Origin of the sequence: Methylocaldum sp. GT1BB, assembly GCF_051027545.1 — a bacterium.
Taxonomy (GTDB): domain Bacteria; phylum Pseudomonadota; class Gammaproteobacteria; order Methylococcales; family Methylococcaceae; genus Methylocaldum.
Genome location: NZ_CP194902.1, coordinates 717773 through 741638, shown reverse-complemented (window position 1 = coordinate 741638; position 23866 = coordinate 717773). Strand labels below are relative to the sequence as shown.

At 57.2% G+C, this 23866-nt stretch carries 17 protein-coding genes; 10 read left to right on the top strand and 7 right to left on the bottom strand.

All coding sequences use genetic code 11. From position 1 onward, the window contains the following. Window positions 1-78: 78 nt before the first annotated feature. Both ACR2TX_RS04530 and ACR2TX_RS04525 read left to right on the top strand, forming a co-directional pair. On the top strand, window positions 79-756 hold the full coding sequence (locus ACR2TX_RS04530) for an ABC transporter ATP-binding protein (protein WP_077730762.1): 678 nt from the start codon (window positions 79-81) through the stop codon (window positions 754-756). Between the two features lie 32 nt (window positions 757-788). After that, window positions 789-2231, top strand: coding sequence for a DUF1302 family protein (locus ACR2TX_RS04525; RefSeq protein ID WP_434131342.1), 1443 nt, complete (start codon window positions 789-791; stop codon window positions 2229-2231). A gap of 33 nt (window positions 2232-2264) precedes the next feature. Here ACR2TX_RS04525 and ACR2TX_RS04520 read toward each other — a convergent pair whose 3' ends face one another. Continuing rightward, the gene (locus ACR2TX_RS04520; RefSeq protein ID WP_434131339.1) at window positions 2265-4247 is read right to left on the bottom strand and encodes a ThiF family adenylyltransferase; all 1983 of its coding nucleotides are present in this window, start codon (window positions 4245-4247) and stop codon (window positions 2265-2267) included. Between the two features lie 108 nt (window positions 4248-4355). Here ACR2TX_RS04520 and ACR2TX_RS04515 point away from each other — a divergent pair, with 108 nt between their 5' ends. The 6 genes from ACR2TX_RS04515 to ACR2TX_RS04490 all read left to right on the top strand — a co-directional run bounded on the left by ACR2TX_RS04515 (window position 4356) and on the right by ACR2TX_RS04490 (window position 11047). Further along, window positions 4356-5108, top strand: coding sequence for a PEP-CTERM/exosortase system-associated acyltransferase (locus ACR2TX_RS04515; RefSeq protein WP_434131336.1), 753 nt, complete (start codon window positions 4356-4358; stop codon window positions 5106-5108). Window positions 5109-5483: 375 nt separating this feature from the next. After that, complete coding sequence (locus ACR2TX_RS04510) at window positions 5484-6143, top strand: GNAT family N-acyltransferase (RefSeq protein WP_077730766.1); 660 nt, start codon at window positions 5484-5486, stop codon at window positions 6141-6143. Window positions 6144-6594: 451 nt separating this feature from the next. Beyond that, window positions 6595-7740, top strand: a complete 1146-nt coding sequence (locus ACR2TX_RS04505) for an efflux RND transporter periplasmic adaptor subunit (protein ID WP_434131335.1) — start codon at window positions 6595-6597, stop codon at window positions 7738-7740. Between the two features lie 22 nt (window positions 7741-7762). Beyond that, window positions 7763-8455, top strand: a complete 693-nt coding sequence (locus tag ACR2TX_RS04500; protein ID WP_434132416.1) for an ABC transporter ATP-binding protein — start codon at window positions 7763-7765, stop codon at window positions 8453-8455. Window positions 8456-8466: 11 nt separating this feature from the next. Then, window positions 8467-9627 (top strand): ABC transporter permease, encoded by a 1161-nt coding sequence (locus ACR2TX_RS04495; RefSeq protein WP_077730769.1) that lies wholly within the window; start codon window positions 8467-8469, stop codon window positions 9625-9627. A 253-nt stretch (window positions 9628-9880) separates the two neighbouring features. Further along, window positions 9881-11047, top strand: a complete 1167-nt coding sequence (locus ACR2TX_RS04490; protein WP_077730770.1) for an ABC transporter permease — start codon at window positions 9881-9883, stop codon at window positions 11045-11047. Between the two features lie 83 nt (window positions 11048-11130). Here ACR2TX_RS04490 and ACR2TX_RS04485 read toward each other — a convergent pair whose 3' ends face one another. Beyond that, window positions 11131-11616, bottom strand: coding sequence for a DUF5063 domain-containing protein (locus ACR2TX_RS04485; RefSeq protein WP_434131333.1), 486 nt, complete (start codon window positions 11614-11616; stop codon window positions 11131-11133). 409 nt (window positions 11617-12025) lie between these two features. Between ACR2TX_RS04485 and ACR2TX_RS04480 the strand changes: the two genes are divergently transcribed. After that, window positions 12026-13618 carry a hypothetical protein gene (locus ACR2TX_RS04480; protein WP_434131331.1) on the top strand — a complete coding sequence of 531 codons (1593 nt, stop codon included), beginning with the start codon at window positions 12026-12028 and terminating at the stop codon, window positions 13616-13618. Between the two features lie 17 nt (window positions 13619-13635). Here the strand turns inward: ACR2TX_RS04480 and ACR2TX_RS04475 are convergent, their stop codons facing one another. Then, a complete protein-coding gene (locus ACR2TX_RS04475; protein ID WP_434101492.1) occupies window positions 13636-14118 on the bottom strand; it encodes an MEKHLA domain-containing protein in 483 nt (160 codons plus the stop codon). 504 nt (window positions 14119-14622) lie between these two features. Here ACR2TX_RS04475 and ACR2TX_RS04470 point away from each other — a divergent pair. Next, a complete protein-coding gene (locus ACR2TX_RS04470; protein WP_240507063.1) occupies window positions 14623-15357 on the top strand; it encodes a hypothetical protein in 735 nt (244 codons plus the stop codon). Window positions 15358-15386: 29 nt separating this feature from the next. Here the strand turns inward: ACR2TX_RS04470 and fusA are convergent, their stop codons facing one another. The 4 genes from fusA to uca all read right to left on the bottom strand — a co-directional run bounded on the left by fusA (window position 15387) and on the right by uca (window position 23773). After that, entirely contained in the window at window positions 15387-17441 is a 2055-nt protein-coding gene (gene fusA / locus ACR2TX_RS04465; protein ID WP_434131328.1) for an elongation factor G, read from the bottom strand. Between the two features lie 352 nt (window positions 17442-17793). Continuing rightward, the gene (locus ACR2TX_RS04460; protein WP_086134699.1) at window positions 17794-18090 is read right to left on the bottom strand and encodes a hypothetical protein; all 297 of its coding nucleotides are present in this window, start codon (window positions 18088-18090) and stop codon (window positions 17794-17796) included. Window positions 18091-18329: 239 nt separating this feature from the next. Next, on the bottom strand, window positions 18330-20132 hold the full coding sequence (gene atzF / locus ACR2TX_RS04455) for an allophanate hydrolase (protein ID WP_434131325.1): 1803 nt from the start codon (window positions 20130-20132) through the stop codon (window positions 18330-18332). Continuing rightward, window positions 20129-23773, bottom strand: coding sequence for an urea carboxylase (uca, locus tag ACR2TX_RS04450; RefSeq protein ID WP_434131322.1), 3645 nt, complete (start codon window positions 23771-23773; stop codon window positions 20129-20131). The genes atzF and uca overlap by 4 nt, the downstream gene beginning before the upstream one ends. Window positions 23774-23866 lie beyond the last annotated feature (93 nt).

The following is a 23866-nucleotide window of genomic DNA, read 5'->3' as shown; positions in this document are numbered from 1 at the left end:
TGTTGTTTGACCTTATCGGACAATGTTCGGATACGATAAATATAGTAGGGTAACTTCACACAGACTATAACAGCTAACATGACTAAGGTTCGCGTGGAACACGTATGGAAGGAGTATAAGTTAGGAAAACAGACGGTCGAAGCTCTTAGGGACGTCTCCATGGGGGTTGGGGAAGGCGAGTTCATGGCGATAGCCGGGCCGTCCGGGAGCGGAAAATCTACCTTGCTAAACTTAATCGGTTGCATCGATACCCCGACGCGGGGAGAAATTTACATCGGCAATGAAGAGGTGAGCAAGAAAACACCTAACCAATTGGCCGATCTTCGAGCTCGAACCCTCGGTTTCATCTTTCAGACCTTCAATTTACTACCGGTTCTCTCCGCGTGGGAGAACGTCGAATATCCTCTCTTGTATAGAAAGGATATTCCGCCCAAGGAGCGGCGCCGGCGTGTAGCCCATTACCTGGTCGTGGTGGGGCTTGCTGATTTCGCTAAGCACAAACCTTCGGAACTTAGCGGTGGCCAGCGCCAGCGGGTCGCGATTGCACGAGCCCTGGCCGGGCATCCTGTCATCGTGCTGGCGGACGAGCCGACCGCTAATCTTGATTCCAAGACCGGTGAAGGCATCTTGCAGTTGATGAAGCAACTCAATCGGGACGAAAAAACGACCTTCATTTTTTCGACCCACGACCATCGAGTTATGGAAATGGCGGACAGGGTCGTGAGAATCAGTGACGGCCGGATAATAGTTCCATAAACGCGTGCTTTCCCGATTTGGAGAATTCCCTCGTGCAGTACCCGCGATCATCTCGTCTCTGTCTGTACGGCATCTTGGCTCTTACTTGGCTTTTCAACTCGACAGACGGCGTTTCTGCTGATCTGGAGAAGGAAGCGCCGGTTTCCGTAGACGAGCTATTTGATCTAAAAGACGAAAAAACAGAAAACAAAGAACCGGCATCGGTTGATGAGTTGTTTGAGGTTGAGCGGAAGACGGGTGATGATGCGCGCCCGCTCCGTTGGCCGGATTTGAACGGCTTTTTTCAGAGTGAACTCGCTTACACCTATGCGTCGCCCGACCATTGGTCGAAGTTTCGTAACCTCCTGGAACTGGGAACTCACGGTAGCTGGGGTGCCAGTCTGAAGTGGAAGGCGAGCGGCCGGCTTATGTATGACGCGATTTACGATTTGACCGATTTTTATCCTGAATCGGTGCGTCACGACCAATGTTTCGAGCCGATGTTTCGTGAAACCTATCTCGATTATTCCGCCGGGGATTGGGATTTCCGCTTCGGACGTCAGCACATCATCTGGGGCGAAATGGTGGGATTGTTTTTCGCCGATGTCGTCTCTGCGAAGGATCTGCGCCAGTTCGTGCTTCCCGATTTTGATTTACTACGAATTCCTCAGTGGGCCATGCGGGCCGAGTATTTCAAAGGAGGATTCCATGGCGAAGCGATATGGATTCCTTATATGACCTACAACGATATCGGCAAAGTCGGTTCGGAATTCTTCCCTTTTAATCCACCTCCGACGCCGGGATTCACGACGGTAATCGAGAACGACCAGCGGCCCAACAATACCTTTGAAAATACCGCTTACGGATTAAGGCTATCTTATCTTCAATCTGGCTGGGATACTTCGCTTTTCTATTACAGCGGTCTGGATCTTTCTCCTGCCTTCGCGCGTAACATCGTGCTGGCTCCTGCGCCGACGATTACCTATCGCTCCGTTCACAAGAGAATTCATCAGGTCGGTAGCACGCTTGCCAAAGACTTTGGTCCTTTTGTATTGAAAGGCGAGGCTGTTTATACGGTGGATCAGCCTTTTTTGACGACTCGGCTCATGGATTCGGATGGACTGGTGTCTCAGGATTTTCTCGATTACATCCTCGGGCTCGATTTCAGCTTTTTGGAAGATACGCGCCTCAACCTGCAGTTTTTTCAACGCTGGTTCAGCCACCACGATCAGCACATGATTCCTGACGAGTTAGAGAGCGGTGTATCCGCATTGGTCAGCACGCGGTATTTTCATCCGAAAGTGGAGCCGGAGGTGCTTTTCATACACAGTCTCAATCGGTCCGATTGGAATGTGCAGGCTAAGGTGACTTGGGAGTTTCTGAGGAACTGGCGAATGGTAGTCGGCGCCGATATTTTCGGCGGCCAACCTACCGGACTGTTCGGGCAGTTCGATGCCAAAGACAGGGTATACGGCGAGTTTCGGTATTCGTTTTAATCTCTTGGCGCTGCGACTTGCCCGATCGATCAATCACGCTACCAATCGCGTGTTGATATTCCCTGTCACCAGAAGCTCGGACAAGGGTTTGCGGATCGAGCGTGCTTTTGGCGGTTTTCCTTCTCCAATCCGGCCCATAAATACCGCTCTTTCGACACACTCATCTCCCAAAAGAGCAGTTAGCTCGTTTGCCAATAGTTTTGCCTTTTTCTCGACAGCGTCCACACGAGTGAACTTGATCGATTCTCGGATGTAGCCGGCAAAGATCAAGGGAGTCATTTCCGGCTGTAGCTGCAAACCAAGTTGCGTGGCCGTCAACCAAAAGCGCTGCAAAGCGCGACCTGCGGAAAGATAGTCCCCGACTGAAGTTGGCGGCTTATCCGCAATGAGAGCGAAATGCCCGGCGCTAAAGATTCCGGGGATCAAGTCCAATTCCAGCCTCGGCAGAACGGTTCCGGCGAAATAGGTGTTAAGGAAATTGACCGTCGACCAGCTCCTCATGGCCCATCTCATGAGTCCGAGAGCTAGCGGGTTTAATCCTACGGCCCGGTCGGGAATTCGATCTTCGCTATACTGAGTGTTCCATTCAATGACGTTCTTATGAACCTCATACGCCTCCGGCATCGTAAGCCGAACTTTTCCGTTTCGAAACATCAGTCGCGCAGTCCGTAGCCGATCTTCAGGTTTATCCAGCCACAAGACCGTGTAATCGTTACCTAGGCTTTCGACTAGCCGCATCTTTTCTTGGGGATAAAGTGGCCGCCGTTTCATCGCCCTGCGTTGAGTGGCGCGAATGGGAATATAAGCAGCAAGAGGACTTGGCTTGAGCGCCGGATCGGGCGAAAAATGAACGTCGATCGTCGGCGCTGTTTCGCTGGACTCTGGACGTAGAGACCAGTTGGCGGCTAACCCGTGGCTGCTGGCGGCGATAACGAGATTTTCAAGAAGAGCGCCGATCGCAATTTGGCTGGCCCGGCCCTTAAGGTCGTAAACACAATGATCGCGGGTATCAAACCCATGAATGACGACGCGGTTATCCGAGACTATCTCGAACCGCCAGGGCTGAGTGTTGTCGCCGCTGGGCGCCCACCGGGCAAGTTCGAGAATGCGTTCGAGAGAGGAACGTTGTGGTTCGGTTTGCGCTGAAGGGCACTCGGACAGCTTCGCCATAAATTTTTTTCTCGCAATCCTTAATCCGATTCGTTGCAAGGGGTTTCGGTTTCCTCCGGGTCTCCAGGTACGTACCAGTTTGTTGCGGTACGCGTCGAAATGAACGCCCCATGGTGCGGAGAATACTTTGCCTCTTCGGAGTAGGATTTTCAAAGCTTCTGTCGCTGCAACTCCGGCACACAGTTCGCATCCCATGGCGGTTGAGGGCCCACGATGCAGGGCTAGATTGACGGCGTCGGGGGCGACCAAATACGGTGTCTGCAACATCGCCGGCGACAGCCCCATCAGGAAGCGAACGGTTTTTTCGTTTTCCGGCTGGTTTTCCAGTCCGAAATACTCTTCGAACGTCATTTGGCCGGGAAGGAAATTGAGCAGCGCTACGCCCATTCCGAGCGGCGCTGCCGTGATCGCGGGGATACCCCGTGTTGCGCAAGCGGCAAAGACTTTGGCTCGCATATCTAGCGCGAAAAAGTCCAGCCCGTCGATGTAAAGGTCAGCGTCGTCCAAGAAAGACGTTAAGTTGGATTCGGTAACACCTTCGGGAAATGATCGCAGATCGAGGGTCGGATTGATTTCACGCGCCTTTGCCGCCATCACTTCGGCTTTCGACAGCCCGATCGCATTGAGATCGGCGCCGGCCTGTCGATTGAAGTTTGCCAATTCGAAAGTGTCCATATCGGCGATACTGAAGCCGCCAACGCCGAGGCGCGTTAACGTCAACAGGTGGCTTCCGCCGACACCGCCGAGTCCCGCTATGGCGACGCGTTTGGACCGTAAAATCTGCTGTTCTTCCCAAGTTATCCAGCCGATATTTCTAGAGAACGCGGACAAATAATCGAAGTTCATAAGAGCCTGTGTGATCCGAAGCGCAATTTCACTTAATGTAAAGCCAGTCCGTTCTATTCAGCTAAGCTTATTCTAGACTGAAATTATTAGGCTAATTAGGAACCGGCCATGACAAAAGAAAACTGGTTTGATAGCTTTAATCGGCATTTCGAGGTTATTCCGGCAAATACAGATGAACTGATCAAACAGGTTAAGGCTTTACGGTTCCAGATATATTGCGTAGAGCATCCCTTTGAAGATAAAACTACTTTTAAGGACGGTCTGGAACAAGACCAATACGATCAAAGGGCCGTTCATTCCCTGGTTCGGCATCTAAAGTCAAAACCTGATGAGGCGGCAGTGGCCACAGTAAGGCTGGTTCTTTCCGATAACCAGAACCCACAAAACGGCTTTCCGATCGAGGACCATTGTTCGATTTCTCCGGAAGACAGATCAAGCATCTCACTTAAATTCGAGCGAAAGCAGATAGCCGAAATCTCCCGCTTTGCCGTATCGAAGCAATTTCGGCGCCGCGTTGGGGAGTCCGAGACCATCCATGGTATTGCTGAGCACAAAGTTCCCGTCATCGAGAAGGACGACCGGAGATTGGTTCCTCACATCACTTTGGGGCTGTTTCAAGCGATAGTGCAGATGAGTGCCGAAAACAATATCAAACTTTGGTATGCGGTTATGGAAACGCAGCTGCTGAGATTGTTAAAACGGTTCGGAATTCGGTTTACTCAAATTGGCGAGCCGGTTAATTATCATGGCTTGCGAGTCCCATGCATTGGTCCGGTGGATGAAGTGATGTCCGGCATCAGGCGCGACTGCCCTGCAGTCTGGGAATTCATTACCCAGAAAGGCAGGCTATGGCCGTATTGAGGAATGCTTTTGTAGCGGTAGCGTACCGATCAACCCTGACGCCGATAAGAGACACCGAGAAGCGAGATTTTTCAAGGGAATACAGTGAGTCACCGAATTGTGTCGCGATTCGGCGACACCTCGCTGTGAGGAATTTCTGAGTTTACTCCAAGAACTATCAGTCGAAGCTATTAATTCCGGGTTATTCCGCCATTGGCGTCTTTCTTGCTTATACGCATCCTGGTGTTTCGCATGCTCATTTTGCTGAGCGTCGTCTCAGCGAAGAGCTGCGTACTCTCAGGGCGCGATGAGTCGCGGTAAGGCACCTGAGATCAAATCTGTTCGTTCGATAGGCCGACTCTGCTTGACTTAAGTTGGATTTAAGGAGAACGCGTGATGTTTGATGCTCGCTACGAGGTCGTATTGGCGGATACCCCGGAAAGTAAAGAGATTCACTTCAATCTGAGGTACAAGGTATTTTGCTTGGAAAAGGGATTTGAAGATGCGAGTAGATTCACTTCCGAAATGGAAAAAGATCAGTACGACGACCGGGCGATTCATTTCTTGGTCAGGGAGCCGCTGACAAACAGATGGATTGGCGCTGCGCGCTTAGTGATAGATAAGGTCTCCGCTTTGCCGATTAATCACATTGCTGATATCGAGGTTCCGTCGAACGAAAAAGATGCCGTAGTCGCAGAGTTTTCGCGGCTTCTGGTACTCGACAACTTTCGCCAAGCCCAAACGAAATTGGCTGCGGAACCCGAAATATTATTAGGGCTTATCCGTGCTGCCCGAGACTATTGCCTCCGACAGGATATAAAAAGCGTACTGTTTTTGTGCCGCCGCTCTATTCACAGAATCTTGGGGAACGCAGGCGTCGACATGCTTCAAATCGGCGCCCCCTGTATTCACCGCGGCGTGAGAGCGCCTTATCTTGTGGACTTGGAAAGAGGATTTGATCGGGTTTTTCGTCCGTATAGCCGGGCTTATCAGATGTTTTCCAGGGCACACAGCTACTATTACTACTCGGATCTCTATAGTCGCCAAGTAGCATAAGCCATTCACGATGACCCGGCGATGGAATTCGCGATCATTGTGGAGCTATTTGGAATCGCTAGATCCGTCTTTTCTTCGAAATTCATCCTTTCCATTATGTCGGCTTAAACGTTTACGGCTGCCGCGCAAGCCGTTGACGCTCCGGGAGCGTCGTACCGTTTGAAACGATGACGCTTTCAGGCGCAAGCGCGCTTTGGTGTTTTTGCGCCGTAATCGACATTCAATATGACGCGGTAAGCATGCGTTTGGAGTATGCTAACGGCATTCGGCAATTGCTAACTTCATTCCGTTAAATCCTCATTTCGTCGGGCGTAATGGCTTCCGATCGAAATGGTGCTCTTAGCTGTCAATCAGTCATATCGTGACAACGAATAACCTTTCTAAACTACGGATCGATCGGCCGGCGCGAGAGATTTCGGCTCCCCCTCGCATCGGAGTCCTTCGCAAGCGCATGGGACTGCTTGCGATGCTGATCGCGATCGCTGTGGGGGGTCTGGTTTATTCGAAACTTCGTAGCGCCGGCATCGAGACCGAGGTCGCCACTGTTTCAAAAGTTTTTCCTTCTCAAGCGTTTACCTTGCTGAACGCAACCGGCTATGTGGTGCCGCAAACCAAGGCGGATGTGGCGTCCAAGGCAACCGGGCAGTTGGAAAAGCTCGACGTTGAGGAAGGAAGCTACGTCAAAAAGGATCAGATCATCGCACAGCTCGAAAATCGCGATCTGATGGCGAGTCTTAACCAGGCTGCGGCCAATGTCGCGGTCGCAAGAACGGATCTGCTGAAAGGGGAAGCGGAGTTGAAGGAATCTACCCTGGCTCTGAATCGTGCCCGCACGCTCGTGCAGAAAAAGTTCGTTTCGCAGGAAATCTATGATGCCGAGGTTGCCCGGCACGAAAAGGCCGTGGCCGCTGTGGAAAGCGCAAAATCGGCGATCGCCGCGGCCGAGGCGGCATATCAGGGGGCTCGAGTGTCCTTGGATTACACCTTCATTCGAGCGCCTTTCGACGGCATTATCCTCAGCAAGAATGCGGATATCGGCGACATTCTGGCGCCTTTCTCCTCGACGATGCTGTCGAAGGGGGCCGTGGTCTCCATGGCCGATATGAATACCTTGGAAGTCGAGGTCGATGTGGCCGAGTCGAATCTTAATCAGGTACGTGTTGGTCAGCCATGCGAAATACAGCTCGATGCGTTTCCGGACGATCGATTCCGTTGCTCGGTCGATCGCATCGTGCCCACAGTGGACCGCACCAAGGCAACCGTGCTGGTCAAGGTGCGCTTTATCGATAAGGACGAGCGCATCCTGCCGGATATGAGCGCCAAAGTGGCGTTTCTGTCGCGAGAGCTTGCCGCCGATCAGCGGAAGCCCATTTCCGGCGTACCTCCCGCGGCGATCGTGACGCGCGGTCCGGATAGCGTCGCCTTCGTGCTGGACGGCAATCGGGTCAAGGAAGTCCCGGTCGATACCGGAGAACGTATCGGCGAGTGGGTGGTGGTGAAGAACGGGCTCAAGGCCGGCGACCGAGTCGTACTCAGTCCGTCCGAAAAAATCAAGGACGGTACGGAGATCCGTGTCCGCGAAGCCGAAAGATCTTAGGGCTGCCGGCCCGGTTCGTTACATGAACCCGATCGTCGAAATCGAGAATCTCACCAAACACTATTGGAAGGGCGATCAGATCGTCCCGGTACTCGCCGATATCAATTTGGTCATCCAGGAGGGGGACTTTCTCGCGCTCATGGGGCCGTCCGGCTCCGGCAAAAGCACGCTGCTCAATCTGATCGCGGGCCTGGACCGGCCGACCGGCGGCGTTCTCAGGGTTGGCGGAATCAATATCGCCGAGTTGCCGGAATCCAGTCTCACCGATTGGCGCTCGGAGCATGTCGGATTCATCTTCCAGTTTTACAATTTGATGCCGGTTTTGACGGCGTTCGAAAATGTCGAGCTTCCGCTATTGCTGACCGGCTTGTCGAAGCGGGAACGACGCGAGCACGTGGAACTGGTCCTGGAACTGGTCGGTCTGACGGATCGCATGGATCATTATCCGTCCCAACTGTCCGGCGGACAGCAGCAACGCGTCGCAATCGCCCGCGCTCTAGTTGTCGATCCCGCCTTGATCGTGGCGGACGAACCCACCGGCGATTTGGACCGCGTATCGGCGGAAGAGGTACTGGAGCTCATGGAGCATCTCAATCTGAACCTGGGCAAGACCATCATCATGGTGACTCACGACCAACGCGCCGCTGCAAAGGCGCATGCCATCCGGCACTTGGATAAAGGGGTCCTGACCGACGATCCATCGGGCACGGACTAAGTCTCCGATCGATGCTGTTTTTCCTGCGTCTCGCACTCCGAAATCTTTTTCGGCACAAACTCAGGACCAGCCTGACCGCGCTTGGCATCGTCATCGCCATCGTCGCTTTCGCTCTCCTCCGAACCGTGGTCGACGCCTGGTATGCGGGCGCGGAGGCGACCTCGGCCAATCGCCTCATTACCCGAAACGCCATCTCCCTGATATTTCCGCTGCCGATCAGCTATGCCAATCGCATCCGGCAGATAGACGGGATTACCGGTCTGAGCTATTCGAATTGGTTCGGGGGCGTGTATATCGACGAGCGGAATTTTTTCCCCCAGTTCGCCATAGAGCCGAAAAGCTATCTCGAGCTTTACCCCGAATTCATTCTATCGGAAACGGAGAAAACGGCTTTCATAAAGGACCGGAAAGGCGCAATTGCGGGCCGAAAGCTGGCGGAAGAGTACGGGTGGAAGATCGGCGATGTGATTCCGTTGCGCGGAACCATCTATTCGGGGAGTTGGAGTTTCGTCTTGCGAGGCATTTATCGCGGGGCGGAAAGAAAGACCGACGAGACCTTATTCCTGTTTCATTGGGACAACCTCAACGAAACCCTGAAGAAAACGGATCCGAGCCGGGCCGAGCGTGTAGGCGTCTTTGTTCTCCGGATCGATAGGGGCGGTCGCGCGGCGGAACTTTCCGATGCGGTCGACCGGCTTTTCGAGAATTCGCTCGCGGAGACTCTGACCGAAACCGAGGAGGCATTCCAGCTCGGCTTCGTCGCCATGACGGAAGCTATCTTGGTCGCCATCAAGATAGTTTCCTTCGTGGTCATCGCCATCATCATGGCGGTAATGGCGAACACCATGGCGATGAGTACCCGAGAGCGCCGGCGCGAGTACGCAACGCTGAAGGCAGTCGGGTTCGGATCGCGCTATTTGCTCGCGCTTATTTTGGGCGAATCTCTGGCTCTGTCGATCGGTTCCGGAATTCTCGGCATCCTGGCCGCTTTCCCGGCGGCCGGCATCTTGGCGGCCAAGTTCGGCACGCTGTTTCCGGTGTTCGAAATATCCTCGCGAACCATACAATTCGGCTTGTTCGCTTCGTGCCTGATCGGGCTGACGGCGGCGGTATTCCCCGCCTGGCGCGTCATTACCTTCCCGGTCAGCGAGGGACTGCGCAGCATCGGCTAGCGAGAGCGCGACCATGAACCTAGAAACGGCAGTTGACCGCTTAGAAGGAACAGAAAAGCCATATGAATTCTGGCCGTCCTATCTTCTATCGATCTCACCGTTTAGGTGAAGCCGCTACGCACCCGATTGCACGGCTGACGGGCCACCTGGCGGCGTTGCTCCTTCTTGTGGGGGGCGGCCCCACGGCGTCGTCGCGCCTAGCCATCCGGCCCGTCAGCCGCACACTCGGACGCGTCCAACTGCCGTTTCTAGGATGAAGATACCGTTCTCTTATTCGTGGAAGAGCTTGTGGGCGCGCAAGGCTACGTCCGTCTTGACGGCGGCGGGGATGGCTCTGGTCGTCTATGTATTTGCAACCGTGCTGATGCTCACCGAGGGTCTCAGGCAGACCTTGGTGGCGACCGGAAGCGATGACAACGTGGTGTTGATCCGGCAGGGGGCGGAGACGGAAGTTCAAAGCTCGATCGAGCGGGAGCAGGCTGCGATCATCGAGAGCGCGCCGGAAATCGCCTATGCGCCGAACGGAACGAAGCTTGCCTCCAAGGAGGTCATGGTTTTGATGACGCTGCCGAAACGGGGCAGCGACAAACCCTCCAATGTGACCATTCGGGGGCTGTCCGAGAAAGGGCTGACGCTAAGACCGCAGGTGCGTTTGGCCGAGGGACGGATGTTTCGTCCCGGATCGTCCGAAATCGTTGCCGGCAGGAAAATCGCAGAGAATTTCAAAGGTGCCGGCATCGGGGAAACGATACGCTTCGGCCTGCGCGATTGGACCGTCGTCGGCGTGATGGACGCCGGAAACACCGGCTTCAGCTCCGAAATCTGGGGCGATGCCGATCAGTTGATGCAGGCTTTTCGGCGGACGGCTTATTCCGCGGTCGTCGCCAAGCTCGCCGATGTTTCGTTGTTGGAGCGCTTCAGGGTCCGTATCGAGGCCGACCCGCGGATGAAGGTGGAAGCCAAGCGGGAAACGGTTTTTTACGCCGAGCAATCGGAAATGCTGGCGAATTTCCTGAAGATACTCGGCATGACCCTGAGCGTGATTTTTTCGCTGGGCGCAATCATCGGAGCGGTTATCACGATGTACGGCGCGGTGGCGAGCCGGACCCGCGAAATCGGAACGTTGCGAGCGCTGGGTTTTCGGCGTGGCGGTATATTGAGCGCCTTTCTTTTCGAATCAGCGCTTTTGGGATTGATCGGCGGTCTCGCCGGTGTCGCGCTGGCTTCCACCATGCAACTTTTGACGGTTTCCACCCTCAATTGGCAGACGTTTTCCGAACTGGCATTCACGTTTACCCTGACGCCGACGATCGCGTTTCAGTCACTCGTGTTTTCGCTGTTCATGGGCCTGCTGGGCGGCTTGCTCCCCGCCTTTCGAGCCGCCAGGATGGATTTGATCGATGCCTTGCGATCTGTCTGAGAGGCTTTTTTACAAACTCTGAAGGAGCATGCCGATGACCTTGAATCGATATGCGAATTTCGAAATGGCGGCGCTTTGGCCACTCATCCGGCTAAACGGATAAGGTTGAGACGTTTCCGCGCCTCTTTCAGATGTTGCTGCCAATAATTGCGATAGCCGTTCGACCAGATCCGCTGTGCCGACTGTTCCCCGATGGTTCCGGCTTCGTACGAGGCCAGTCCTCGTCTGACTTCGAAATAGATATCGGTCAGGTTTTCCGAAAGATTTCCGAAGCTCAGGTCATAGAATTCGGCAGGGTCCGGCCCCGGTGAGAGTTCGTCGTAGTGGTCCAGGTAACGTTTAAGGCGAAGATAGGACTCGAAACGCGCATCCAAATCGTGGGCCAGTTTGTACGCGTGGTAGGGTTCTTGAGAGGCGAGTCGCCTGACGGCGGTATCCAATTTCAGTAATGAGCTTTGCACGCAGCTCAGCCAGTCCGCCAGATGATTGGCTCTCACGTGCTCGATCAAGCGGCAATAGTCATGTGCGGCTTCGGCTACCGCTTCGAGCGGGGTTTTATCGTCAATCACGTTTTTTGATCGGTTAAAGTCCAATTGACTCCAAATCGTACCAGCATCTTCAGCGATCAATCGTGCCGCTCCGAAGTCATTGCGTTAGAGGTTCGAAAGCCGATCGCTCGCTGCAAGCCAAAGCGCATCGTGAACAAGTCTAGTCAATCCGGGGCGATTCGCTTGCGGCGGCGGTGTCCTCGTAGCGCATGGAACGTCCATCGCTATGCCGGAAAGGAGTTCCGGAATGGCTGTTCAAGGCCAGAATTCCCTCGGCTGAGGAATGCCTGCGCGATCCTTTGAAGTGCTCGATTTTGAGATCAAGATCTCAAAGATATCGTAACGGGTGAATATACTCTCTACAGCCGAATTGTAAGAAGCCGACTTAGGGCTAAACTCAGGTAAAGTCACAAGTCCTATCTCTCGATTTATGGATCACGATCCGGCTCTGCCTTTCAAGCTCGATATCGAAGCGGCCTCGGTTTGGCTGGATGGATTGCCCGTGGCCAATATCCGTGAAAGCTGCCGTGTACTTTATCCGGTATTGCGGGCGTTGAACGCTTCCGCCATCGAGCCGCGCCTTCGTTTTGCGATCCTCGAGAAATGCCGAGCGACAGTGACGGGGCTTGATAAGGGGCTCCTGTCATATTTCCTTGACAAGCCTTTTCCATTGGATGGGAAGACACGGAAAATCGCCAGTCTCTGCTCCAGATTTCATAGCGAGCTGGCCGCGGGTTATAGGCAACTCGTGGAAGCGGAGACATCTACCGGCGTTTTTAATCCATCAGAGCAGGCTTTGATCATCGGGCGCGCATTCGAGTACTACGCCAACAGCCTTCTAAGATCTGCTCAGATTTATGAGGCGCAGCCCTCGGCTTTTTGGTCGTTCGTCTTCGGGCTTTTCCGGCTGGCGGAAGAGCGGGGACTCTGTCATTCGTCCCCGGACGACAAAGCCTTGGGAACGGTTTCCGTCCCCCTGTTCTTTAAGGTCATACTCTTGTTCGGGATAGCCGCTCCAAGTAGGCTCAGCCAGCAGGACATGCAGCGGCTGTTCGATTTTTTGGTGGCTCATGCGGATCTCGTGAGAATCGAGTCGACGCCCGTCAGTAATGGGGCGCGTGCCGTCTTGTGTTTCGATTTGTCGGTCGGCGGACCTATCATGCCGGTGCCCGCGCCTGCCCCGGTCGACAAGCCGGGGCTTAGGTTTTTGTTCATGGAACGCTTGCTCAATGAATTTCGCAACGAGATTCGGACGGACGGCAAGCCAGAGGAAAATCCGCTGGCCTTGGTTCTCCCCAGACTCGGCGATCGTCTGCCGAATCAGCCGGAACTGACCGCGCGGCGTGCCGTTGTCAGTTTGGGAGTCGAGGCAATCGCCGCAACAGTGGGCCGTATCGAGTCACGCCGAATCAGCGGCGCCTCCCAATCCCTTTGGTCGAACCTGGACCAACTCGAATTGGCGCCCCTGAGTTCGGATATGCGACCGGAGATTCTCGGCTCAAAATCCACAGGCACTTTTGCCGCCGCGCTGGTTTCGGGTTCGGGAGCCAAGGACGAGACCCTAGGCATTGGTTTCGGGGACATGCGTTCCGTAAAGGTCTACCGTAGCGAGCTTCCTGGTTTTTATATCATCGATTCCGGTGGGCAGGTCTTTCGCATAGGCGATCTGCTCGCATTAAACACCGACGATGAGATTATCCAGGTGGGGGTCGTGCGGGGCGGACAAATATACAACGGCCAGTTTTGCTACAACGTCGAACTGTTTGGAAATCGTCCGTGCTTTGTCCGATTTTTCGCCGACTCGCCCGGAAGCCGTGCGCATAAAGGTTTGTTGTTCAAAATGGGCACGGATGTGCCGGATAGTTTAGTCATTCCGCCTGTCAAGCTACGTTGCGGCGATACCGTCCTCGTGGAGGAGCAGGGAGAGAAAAACACCTTCCGAGTAGCCCGGCTTATCGAAGCCAATTCGAATTTCTGCCAAATAGCGCTTACGACAGTCGAAGCGCCAGCATCTTCCGTTTGAATACGCCTCGCTCGCGCTCAGACGAAACTCCAATCGGAGAACCTCGCCGCTTGGCCGCAGTAGACGCCTCTGGCATCGAGCAGATTCCAGATGGTTGTGTGCTCGATCAAAAAGCGACGCCCGTGTTTCGAGATGCGAATCCCCCGATAATCCTCGATATAGCCGCGAGCGGCGACTTCGGCTAGAAGGCGTTCCCGATTTTCCTGGTTCTGGCGCTCGGCGGAAAGGCGCGAGGGAAACGCGGTAAATTCCTCCCACTCCATGCCGAACAAGCTCATCGCGGTTTGATTGGCGTAGTTGAAAACCGGGTCCTTGGCCGTATCGTGAGAAAGCACCGCGAACGGGGCGGAAAACAGATACCGCGCCGCTTCGTAGTGATTCATTCTCGGATCGACCAGCTCGCGCCCCGTCCAATGTCTATAGCTATCCCGCAAAATGGCTACGTGATCGGCCAAGAAACAGTTCTCTTCGCTGGGTTTGGGAAAAGCGGTCATGGACATGTACGGCTCTCAGGACGTAAATTAAGCCGCGCTTTGTAGGCGTAACCCGATTATAGCCCGTACCGAAGGCATTCCCGAATGGCCGATAGCATCACTATTGCGACGGTGCCCGCTGGCACTGCCTGAATCGGCCGTTCGTCAAAAAAGAAGGACACCAGAGTAACAGGGGGAAATGGCTTTTGCGGTTAACGGAGGGATACAGTAGGCAGTTATGGAGAATATGTCAGCTGTCCCCTGGTGTCCGAAAGAAGAGGTTATGCAAAGATGTTAACGCAATGGGCGTGCCACGATTGAAAAATCAGTTAAAACAACGATATGCTCGTTTCGTCTGTGGGGTTGCAATCGGATTCGGGGCATCTGCCTCAATCCTGTGCGGGAAAACGCGCACCATACCTGTTCCGCCCGATCGGACATGCCTCGCGTTTCCACTGGAATTTGGCTCGGTCTGAAGTCATTGCGATGCGGAAGTACGGCGGTACCCTTGTCCATTGCTGCAGAGATGAAATGGGCCTCATCGAGGTTGTCGAAACCTGCGGCGTTCGCTCTCTTCATTTCGGCACCCATCCCAAACAGAGCGCCATGTCGCTCGCCGAACCCGATAAATTGGAGCTTTCTTATGCGAGGGCGATGCTCGCGGGACTTCTGTTCAAACCCGAGCCGCGCAAAATTCTTCTGCTGGGATTGGGGGGCGGTACGCTCGCGAGATTCCTGTTCAATCACTTCCCCGAATGCCGAATCGATGCAGTCGAGTGCCGACCGGCGGTCGCCGAGATCGCTTACGAATATTTCGGTCTTCCGAAGGATGCGCGACTCACCGTTCATGTTTCGGACGGAAACGAATTCGTCTGTGCCGAAGCCGACCGTCGGGAGGCGGAGTACGATCATATTCTGGTGGATGTCTTCGATCATCAAGGCCTTGCGGAGGCCGTAAATCAACAGGATTTCTTTTCGGCAAGCCGCCGGCTTTTGCACCCGGAGGGCATTCTCGCCATAAATCTGTGGGGAACGGAGACCCAGTCGCTGCGGCAGTCCATGGGACTGCTCAATCTTTATTTCGAAAGACGCACGATGCGCTTGCAGGTTCCCGGCCGGGGCAATGTGATCGGATTCGGTTTCGGAGAGCGACTCGAACACGCCGAGATCGCCGATCTGAAGCAGCAGGCGAAGACAATGGAGTTGCTCATGGGCGTCGAGTTTCCGCGTTTCTTGCGTCTGCTGTCCTATTCCGGCTGGCGGTGACGCGGTTTGCCTCGGTAGGTCAAGGGTTCTCAGTCTTCCGGACGAGGCTTGTATTGCCCCATGAGCTGTTGCTGAATCTGCGGCGATACCGGTTCATAGTGGCTGAATTCCAGCGTATAGGAACCCTGGCCGGCCGTAAGCGATTTGAGCCGTGAATGATAGCTGCTCAGTTCGGCCAGAGGCGCGCGGGCGGCGACCGTCGTCATCCCGCTTCGCGATGGCGCCGTGCCGGTAACCTGGCCGCGTCGCGACGAGAGATCTCCGGTGACATCGCCGATCGTCGATTCCGGAATACTGATTTCCACGTTGACCACCGGTTCCAGCACGATGGGTCGCGCTTTCGCCACGGCATCCTGGAAGGCCTTCTTGCCGGCCGCGACGAACGCCACTTCCTTGCTGTCCACCGGGTGCGCCTTGCCGTCGTAAACCACGACGCGGACATCCTGTATCGGGTAGCCCGCCACGGCGCCGGTTTCCAATGCTTGTCGCACGCCTTTTTCGACCGCCGGGATAAATTGTCCGGGAATCGCGCCGCCTTTGACCTCGTCGACGAACTCGAAACCCGCCCCCCTCGGCAGCGGTTCGATACGCAGGAAAACTTCGCCGAATTGGCCGGCGCCGCCGGTTTGTTTCTTGTGTCGGTGGTGCCCCTCGGCCGGCGAGGTGATCGTTTCGCGGTAAGGAATTTTGGGCGGATGAGTGTCCACTTCCAGCTTGTACTGCTGTTGCATTTTTTCCAGCACCCTTTGCAAGTGGAGTTCGCCCAGACCGTGCATCACTTCCTCATGAGTCGTGGCATCGTATTCCACGTCCAGGGCGGGATCTTCCGCTTCAAGCTTGTGCAGGACCTCGGATAACTTGTGTTCGTCGCCCCGGCGCTTCGGAGTGATCGCCAGACCAAACACTGCATGGGGAAAGTCGAGAGGTTTCAAGTGGATATGGTCGTCCTCGGGCGCATCGTGCAGCACCGCATCGAACTCGATTTCATCCACCTTGGCTACGGCGCAAATGTCGCCCGGTATGCACCGCATCGCGGGAACGTGCTGCTTGCCCTGGAGCATGAACAGATGCCCTGCTTTGAAGGGCTTGCGGGACTCGCCGATGAACAGTTGCGTATCGGGGACGACGGTGCCTTGATGGATGCGGAATACCGAGATCTTGCCGACATACGGATCCATTTCCACCTTGAATACATGAACCAGCGCATGCTTGGACGCATCGGGTTCCGACCGGAACGGCACGGCGTTCTTGCGCTCGGTGCTGGATGGCCAGCGTTCGAACAGGGGCGGGTTGCCTTCCTTGGGATTCGGCAGCAGTTTTACGAATGCGTCCGCCAATTCCGGAACACCGACGCCGGTGCGGGCGGAAACGAAACAAATGGGAACCAGGTGGCCGTTGCGTAGCGCCTCTTCGAAAGGGGCGTGCAAGGTTTCGGGAGCGATCTCCCCCTGTTCGAGGTATTGCGTCATGAGCGCTTCATCGACTTCCACCACCTGATCGATCAGCGCGCGATGGGCTTCGGTCGGTGACGAAAAATCGGCCCTGCCGTCCCCGTTGAAGAAGCAATCGATGACCCGTGTACCTTTGTCGGCAGGCAAGTTGATCGGGAGGCATTCCTTGCCGAAGGCATCGCGAATCTCATTTACGAGTTCCGGCAGGTTCAGATTGTCGCCGTCGATTTTGTTCACGACGATCATTCGACACAATCCTCTTGCCTGGGCCCATTGCATCATCCGGCCGGTGGTGAATTCGATGCCGTTGGCGGCGTTGATGACCACGGCCGCGGTTTCGACCGCATCCAGCGCGCACAAGGCTTGGCCCATGAAATCGGGATATCCCGGAGTATCCAAAAGGTGAATGCGGGTAGCTTTGTGGTCGATGTGGGTGACGGCGAGTTTCTGGGAATGCTGATGGGCTTTTTCGAGCGGATCGTAGTCGCAAACAGTGGTTCCTTTCTCCACACTGCCCGGCGTATTGATCATTCCCGTCTTGTACAGCAGTGCTTCGACCAGCGTCGTCTTTCCCGCGCCCGCGTGTCCGACCAGTGCGATAGTCCTGATGTCTTCGGTCGAGTATGCGTTCATATCCGTCCTCACTCTCGCGATTTGGGGGTTGAGTTCGAGTGTAGGGGAGTACGAGGGGTGAGTTCAAGTTAGCTTATGTTCTCAAAATGGACCTGAGTTTCGCCGATTCGACCTTGAGAACTCGGAGGTGCGCTCCCGTCGGATGGAGCCGTTCACCATTTCTCGTACGGCAGAAATATGCTGATCACGGCGGCGCCGATCCGATCTCCTTGAAATCTATCGGTTGGTGCGGATGCTTGATTACAGCGCGCAAGGAAAAAAATGATGTCTGTGTTACCTGTCCTTTCTTGCCTGCATTGATTGTTCCGTCGTTCCTCATCTCGGTTTAAGCGCAAGAACTGCCGATCGATTGCTAATCGCACCGATAAGCAGCGCCATCGGCTACGCCATTGAGCACTCCGAGCTCCTTGAAGCTTTTCCAGACCACATGTGTGGCGCTGATCCCTTCGGCCTTCTTCAAGGCCCGAACCTTTGCCGCGTGCCGCCAATTCATGTCCTTCCCGTATCCCGAAGAGCCTTTTACATTGGCGATAAATCGGCAATCCTCCACGTCCGGCTGGAAAAGCTCTTTCGGTTCGGCGTTTGAATCGCCCAACGAAATTCCAACGACAACGAATGCCGCGATGACGCGGAAAGCGATAGACATCATGACGACTTCCTCCGGCAAAGAATGGCAGCGGTTGACTCCCGATCTTCAAAGCTTGTGCGTGAAACGCTAATGAAGAACTCTTGACGTATCAAGCTGCAACTTAGATTTAAAGGGCGATGCAGGGTTCGCTTGATGTTTGCCGAATGGGGCGCCGGCAGCGTTATGCCGCAAGCATTGGGCGCAAGTCGTCGTTGTTGAAACTGCGGTAAGAAAACAATTGGATCCCGTTTCGTTCGTGCCTATGTCGGGTCACAACCCCTCAAGTAGCTTTTCCACCCGCCGTGCCCGGTGATGTCGAGCGCGTCTGCCACCGCATAGGCTTCGCAGAGGAAGCCTTGCACGCATTCGCCGTCCTCGAGTTCCAGGGAGCCTATCCCTAAGGGGGCCGGGATTTCCGCGACAAAGCCGCCGAATTCCGCCACCGGCAGCTCCCAGACCTCGACTTCGATGGCGGCACCGGGCGCTTGCCGCAGCAGCCCGGGACGCTTGCCGTCCGGAAGGGCATAGAGGCGATAGCTCGGCGCCGTGCGGGTTACCTTAACCAGCCTTCCTCTACGGCGGGTCAGTTGTCCGTTGAGCGGGAGTCCGGACAAATGGGCGCCGCAGACGGCGATCCGGACATGGCCCGGTTTTTCCCGCTCGGGTTGAGAAGAAGGCGCCGGCAAGGGCTGGCCGGTGGCGCCCATCGTCAGTCCAGCGGCGTAATGCAGCCGTTCGGCCAGATTCAGCAGGGCGTGATCGCTGCCGGCCGGGGCAAACAGCGTGATGCCGAACGGCAGGCCGCCCGGATTGAACCCCCCCGGCACGGCGACGGCGGCGAGGCACATCAGATTCATGAAGTTGGTGTAATAGCCGAGATTGCTGTTGAGCCGAACGGGATCGGCCTCGACCTCGGCAATCCGGTAGATCGTTCCCGTGGTCGGCGTCAGGATGATGTCCGCTTGCATCCAAGCTTCCTCCGCGGCCCGCTTTAGAGCCATGAGGCGATAGAAGGCGGCGAAGGTATCGCTCGCCGAGTGGTGCTTGCCGCGCTCGATGATCGAGCGTGTAACCGGGTAGACGGCATCCGGGTCTCTATCCAGCAGATCGCGTATCGCCAGATAGCGCTCCGCGACCCAGGGACCTTCGTACAACAGGCGGGCCGCTTCGAGAAACGGGGCAAAATCGATTTCGGTCCGTTGTCCGCCGAGGATTTCCAGCCGTTCCGTCACGGCCGCGAACAGCCGCTCAGCGTCCTTGTCGCCGAAGAATTCGAGCTGATCGTGCCGCGGCACTCCGAAACGGAAACGCTCGGCGAATTCGGGCCGCGCCGTTCCATCGCATCGGGCATAAGGATCGGACGGGTCAAACGCCGCCGCTACCCGGAACACCCGCCGCGCATCGCCGGCAGTCAAGGCGAATATCGACACGCAATCCAGCGAACGGCAGGCCGGCACGACGCCCGAGGTGCTGATGACGCCCGGCGTGGGTTTGAGCCCGACGAGATTGTTGAACGCCGCCGGCACCCGCCCGGACCCGGCGGTATCGGTGCCCAGGGCGAAGCTGACCCATCCCTTGGCCACGGCCACCGCCGAGCCCGAGCTCGAGCCTCCCGAGATATAGTCCGGATCGAAGGCGTTCGGGCAGGCGCCATGGGGCGAACGGGTGCCGGTGAGGCCGGTCGCGAACTGGTCCAGGTTGGTCTTGCCGATGGGAATCGCGCCCGCCTCGATCAGCTTCCGGACGGCGAAGGCCGATTGCTCCGGATGGTAGGCGTAGGCGGGGCAGGCGGCGGTGGTCGGGGTTCCCGCCAGGTCGATGTTGTCCTTGATGGCGAAGGGAATGCCGTACAAGGGGAGTTCGGCCGGCGAGCGCTGCTCCAGCACATGGGCATATCGCAGGACTTCATCCGCCGGCAGACGGTAGATCCAGACGGGCTGCCCGGGTTCGGCGTCCAGCCGCGCGAGCAGGGCCTCGATCAAGCGGACCGGCGTGATACGGCCCTGGCGGTAGGCCGCCGACAAGCTATCGATATCGAGACTGGCCGGAAAGTCATCGGTCATTGCTTATCCTCCGTTTGCAGCACGAGCAGGTCTTGCCCGGCGGCCACCGGGCCGCCTTCGGTGCAGAAAACGCCCCAGACGGTGCCGGCGGCCGGGGCGTGAATGTGAATCTCGGTTTTCATGGATTCGACGATCACCAGGAGATCGCCGGCCTCCACCCGGTCGCCCGTCCCCACCGCGATTTTCCAGACGCTGCCGGCCACATGGGATGCGACGGCCCGTGCGTCGGGCGGCAGATCGAGCTCGGTATCCGCCGCCGCTTCGGCCACGGCATGATCGTCGGCAAAGCTCCGTTCCGAACCGGCCCAGCGCTCCCGTTCCGCCTCGAATGCCGCCTGCTGTTTCGCCTTGAATGCGGCGATTTCCTCCCGATGGGTCTCCAGAAACCGGTTGTACTCCGTGAGGCTGAAGGTTTCTTCGCGGATGTCCAGCTTCAGGCGTCCCCGGATGAAATCCTCGCGGTAGCGCGTCAGTTCGTCCGCCGTGACCGGGAAGAAGCGGATCTGATCGAAGAAGCGCAGCAGCCAGGGCTTTCCGTCCCGAAAATCGGCGGTTTGACGATAGCGGTTCCACATTTGCACGGTGCGCCCCACGAACTGGTAACCGCCCGGACCTTCCATGCCGTACACGCAGAGGTACGCACCGCCGATACCGACCGCGTTTTCCGGCGTCCAGGTGCGGGCCGGGTTGTACTTGGTCGTCACCAGCCTGTGGCGCGGGTCGACCGGCGTCGCCACCGGCGCGCCCAGGTAAACGTCGCCCAGTCCCAGGACCAGATAGCTGGCGTCGAACACGATCCGCTTGACCGCCTCGATGCTGTCGAGGCCGTTGATGCGGCGGATGAATTCGATGTTGCTGGGGCACCAGGGCGCATCCTTGCGCACCGATTGCATGTACTTTTCGATGGCGAGCTGCGTGGACGGATCGTCCCAGGAGAGCGGCAGGTGGACGATGCGGGTCGGCGTTTCCATGTCGTCGATCGCCGGCAGTTCGCTCTCCGCGGCTATGAGCAGATCGAGCAGCCGTTCCTGCGGGATCGCGCGATCGTCGAAATGCAACTGGAGCGAGCGGATACCCGGCGTGAGGTCGACGATGCCGGCGATGTTTCGCTCCTTCAGCCACTCCATCAGGGCGTGAACCCGGAACCGGAGATTCAAGTCGAGAACCGGCGGACCGTATTCGATGAGCAGGTTGCAATCGCCGGACCGGCGATAGACCGCCGTGGGACAGGAGTCCTCGCCGGACCTTTCGTAAAGCACCGGGCTGCAGAGTGCGCGCGGATTGTCCCCGTGAAGTGTCGTCTGTCTTCGCGGTTCCGCCCGCGTAACAGTGCCGCCGTCGCCGATGCGGGACAGGGAAGCGTCGATCTCGTCCGCCAGTGCGCGGGCCTGGTCCGGGGTGATAGGCCGGAAGCGCACTGTATTGCCGGGGCGGAGTTGCCCCAGCTTCCACAGCTCGGCCTGGACGATCGTGACCGGACAAACGAAGCCGCCGAGGCTGGGGCCGTCGGGGCCCAGGATGACCGGCATGTCGCCGGTAAAGTCGACGGCGCCGACGGCGTAAGCGTTGTCGTGAATGTTCGACGGATGCAGCCCCGCTTCGCCGCCGTCCTGCCGGGCCCATTCGGGTTTTGGGCCGATCAGACGGATTCCGGTGCGGCTGGAGTTGTAGTGTACCTCCCAATCCGTGGCGAAGAAGGTTTTGATATCGCGATGGGTAAAGAAATCCGGTGCGCCGTGGGGCCCGTAAAGCACGCCGATTTCCCAGGCGTCGGTATAACCCGGGATCAGGTCCGCCGGGGGGCGAATGCCTGCTGGCGTCGTTGCGGCCGGCTTTTCGAGATGCAGCACGTCACCGGTGCGGAGCGCGCGTCCGGCGTGGCCGCCGAAGCATCCGAGCGTGAAGGTCGATTTGGAGCCGAGATAATCGGGCAGGTCGAAGCCTCCGGCGACCGCGAGATAGGCGCGGCAGCCGTGGCCGTCGACCGGGCCGATACGGAGGACTTGCCCCGCTCTGACCGAATGCGCGGTCCACAGGGGCAGCGGTTCGCCATCCAGTTCTGCGCGCATCGCCGCGCCGCACAGCGATATCAGCACGTCGCAGTTGAACCGCAGGGTCGGACCGGTGACGGTCAATTCGAGCGCCGCCGTTCCTTCGGCGTTCCCGACCAGTCGGTTGGCGATTCGGAAGGCGAGGGCGTCCATGGGGCCCGACGGCGGCACCCCCACGTCCCAATAACCGAGCCGGCCAGGATAGTCCTGTATCGTGCTTTGGGTACCCGGTTCCATCACTTCGAGCGTGCGCCGGCGATATTCGAAACCGGCGAGATAACCCGTGGTCTGGCTGCCTTCCCGGAATACCCCGTCGTCCGCGATCTGGCGGAGATAATCGAGGTTGGTTTCGATGCCGGCGAGCCGGGTTTCGGCCAGGGCTTGTTTTAAGATTGCGATGGCGCGGTCGCGATCCGCGGCATGCACGATCAGCTTGGCCAGCAGGGGATCGTAGAACGCGGGCACCTCGAGTCCGCGCGTTAACCAGTGATCCGTCCGCACGCCTTCCGGAAACGATACTTCGGTGAGGAGCCCGGAAGACGGCTGAAAATTCTTGCCGGGGTCCTCGGCATAAATCCGAACCTGTATCGACGAGCCTTCGGGCTGGTGCCGATAGCGCTCGAAAAACGCCCGTTCGCCCGCGGCCAGCCGCACCATCCATTCGACCAGATCGACCCCGGTGACCGCTTCGGTGACGCCGTGCTCCACCTGCAGGCGGGTATTGACCTCGAGGAAATAGAATTGGCCCGTCGCCGCGTCGTACACGAATTCCACCGTGCCCGCCGAGCGGTAATTCACGGCGCGACCCATGGTCAGGGCATGCGCATAAAGCCGTTCCCGCACCTCGGGACTCAAACCCGGCGCCGGCGTTTCCTCGACCACCTTCTGGTTGCGGCGTTGCAGCGAGCAGTCCCGTTCGCCGAGATGCAGAACGCCCCCTTGTCCATCGCCGAAAATTTGCACTTCGATATGGCGGGCGCGTTCGACGAATTTTTCCAGATAGAGCCCGGTGTCCTTGAAATTGGCGGCGCCGAGGCGCTGAACGGAATCGTAGGCATCCACGAGTTCGGATTCGCTCCGGCACAATCGCATGCCAATCCCTCCGCCGCCCGCGGTGCTTTTCAGCATCACCGGATAGCCGATGCGTTGAACCTCGGCCAGAGCGTGCCGCACATCGGACAGGAGCCCGGTTCCGGGCAGCAGCGGAACGCCGTTCGCCTCGGCGATTTCGCGCGCCGTGTGCTTGAGGCCGAATCTCCGGATCTGGTCCGGCGTCGGGCCGATGAAGGCGAGGCCGCGTTCAGCGCAGGCTTCGGCGAAAGCGGCGTTTTCGCTCAAGAAGCCGTAACCGGGATGGATGGCCTCCGCGCCGCTGCTTCGCGCCGCATCGAGGATGCGGTCGATGCGGAGATAACTTTCGGCGGCGGGCGGCGGGCCGATGCAGACGGCTTCATCGGCTTCTTCCACGTGACGGGCGTGGGCGTCGGCCTCCGAATAAACCGCCACGCTGCGGATTCCCAAGCGGCGCAGGGTACGTTGAATACGGCAGGCGATCTCGCCGCGATTGGCGATCAATACCTTGTCGAACATCGGTGTTCTTGCTCTTTCAGGATGGGGGGCGGGCCGTCCCGCCGTTTTCACGAGCCACGGGTCGTCCCGCGGTGAATCGAATCATGGTTGATG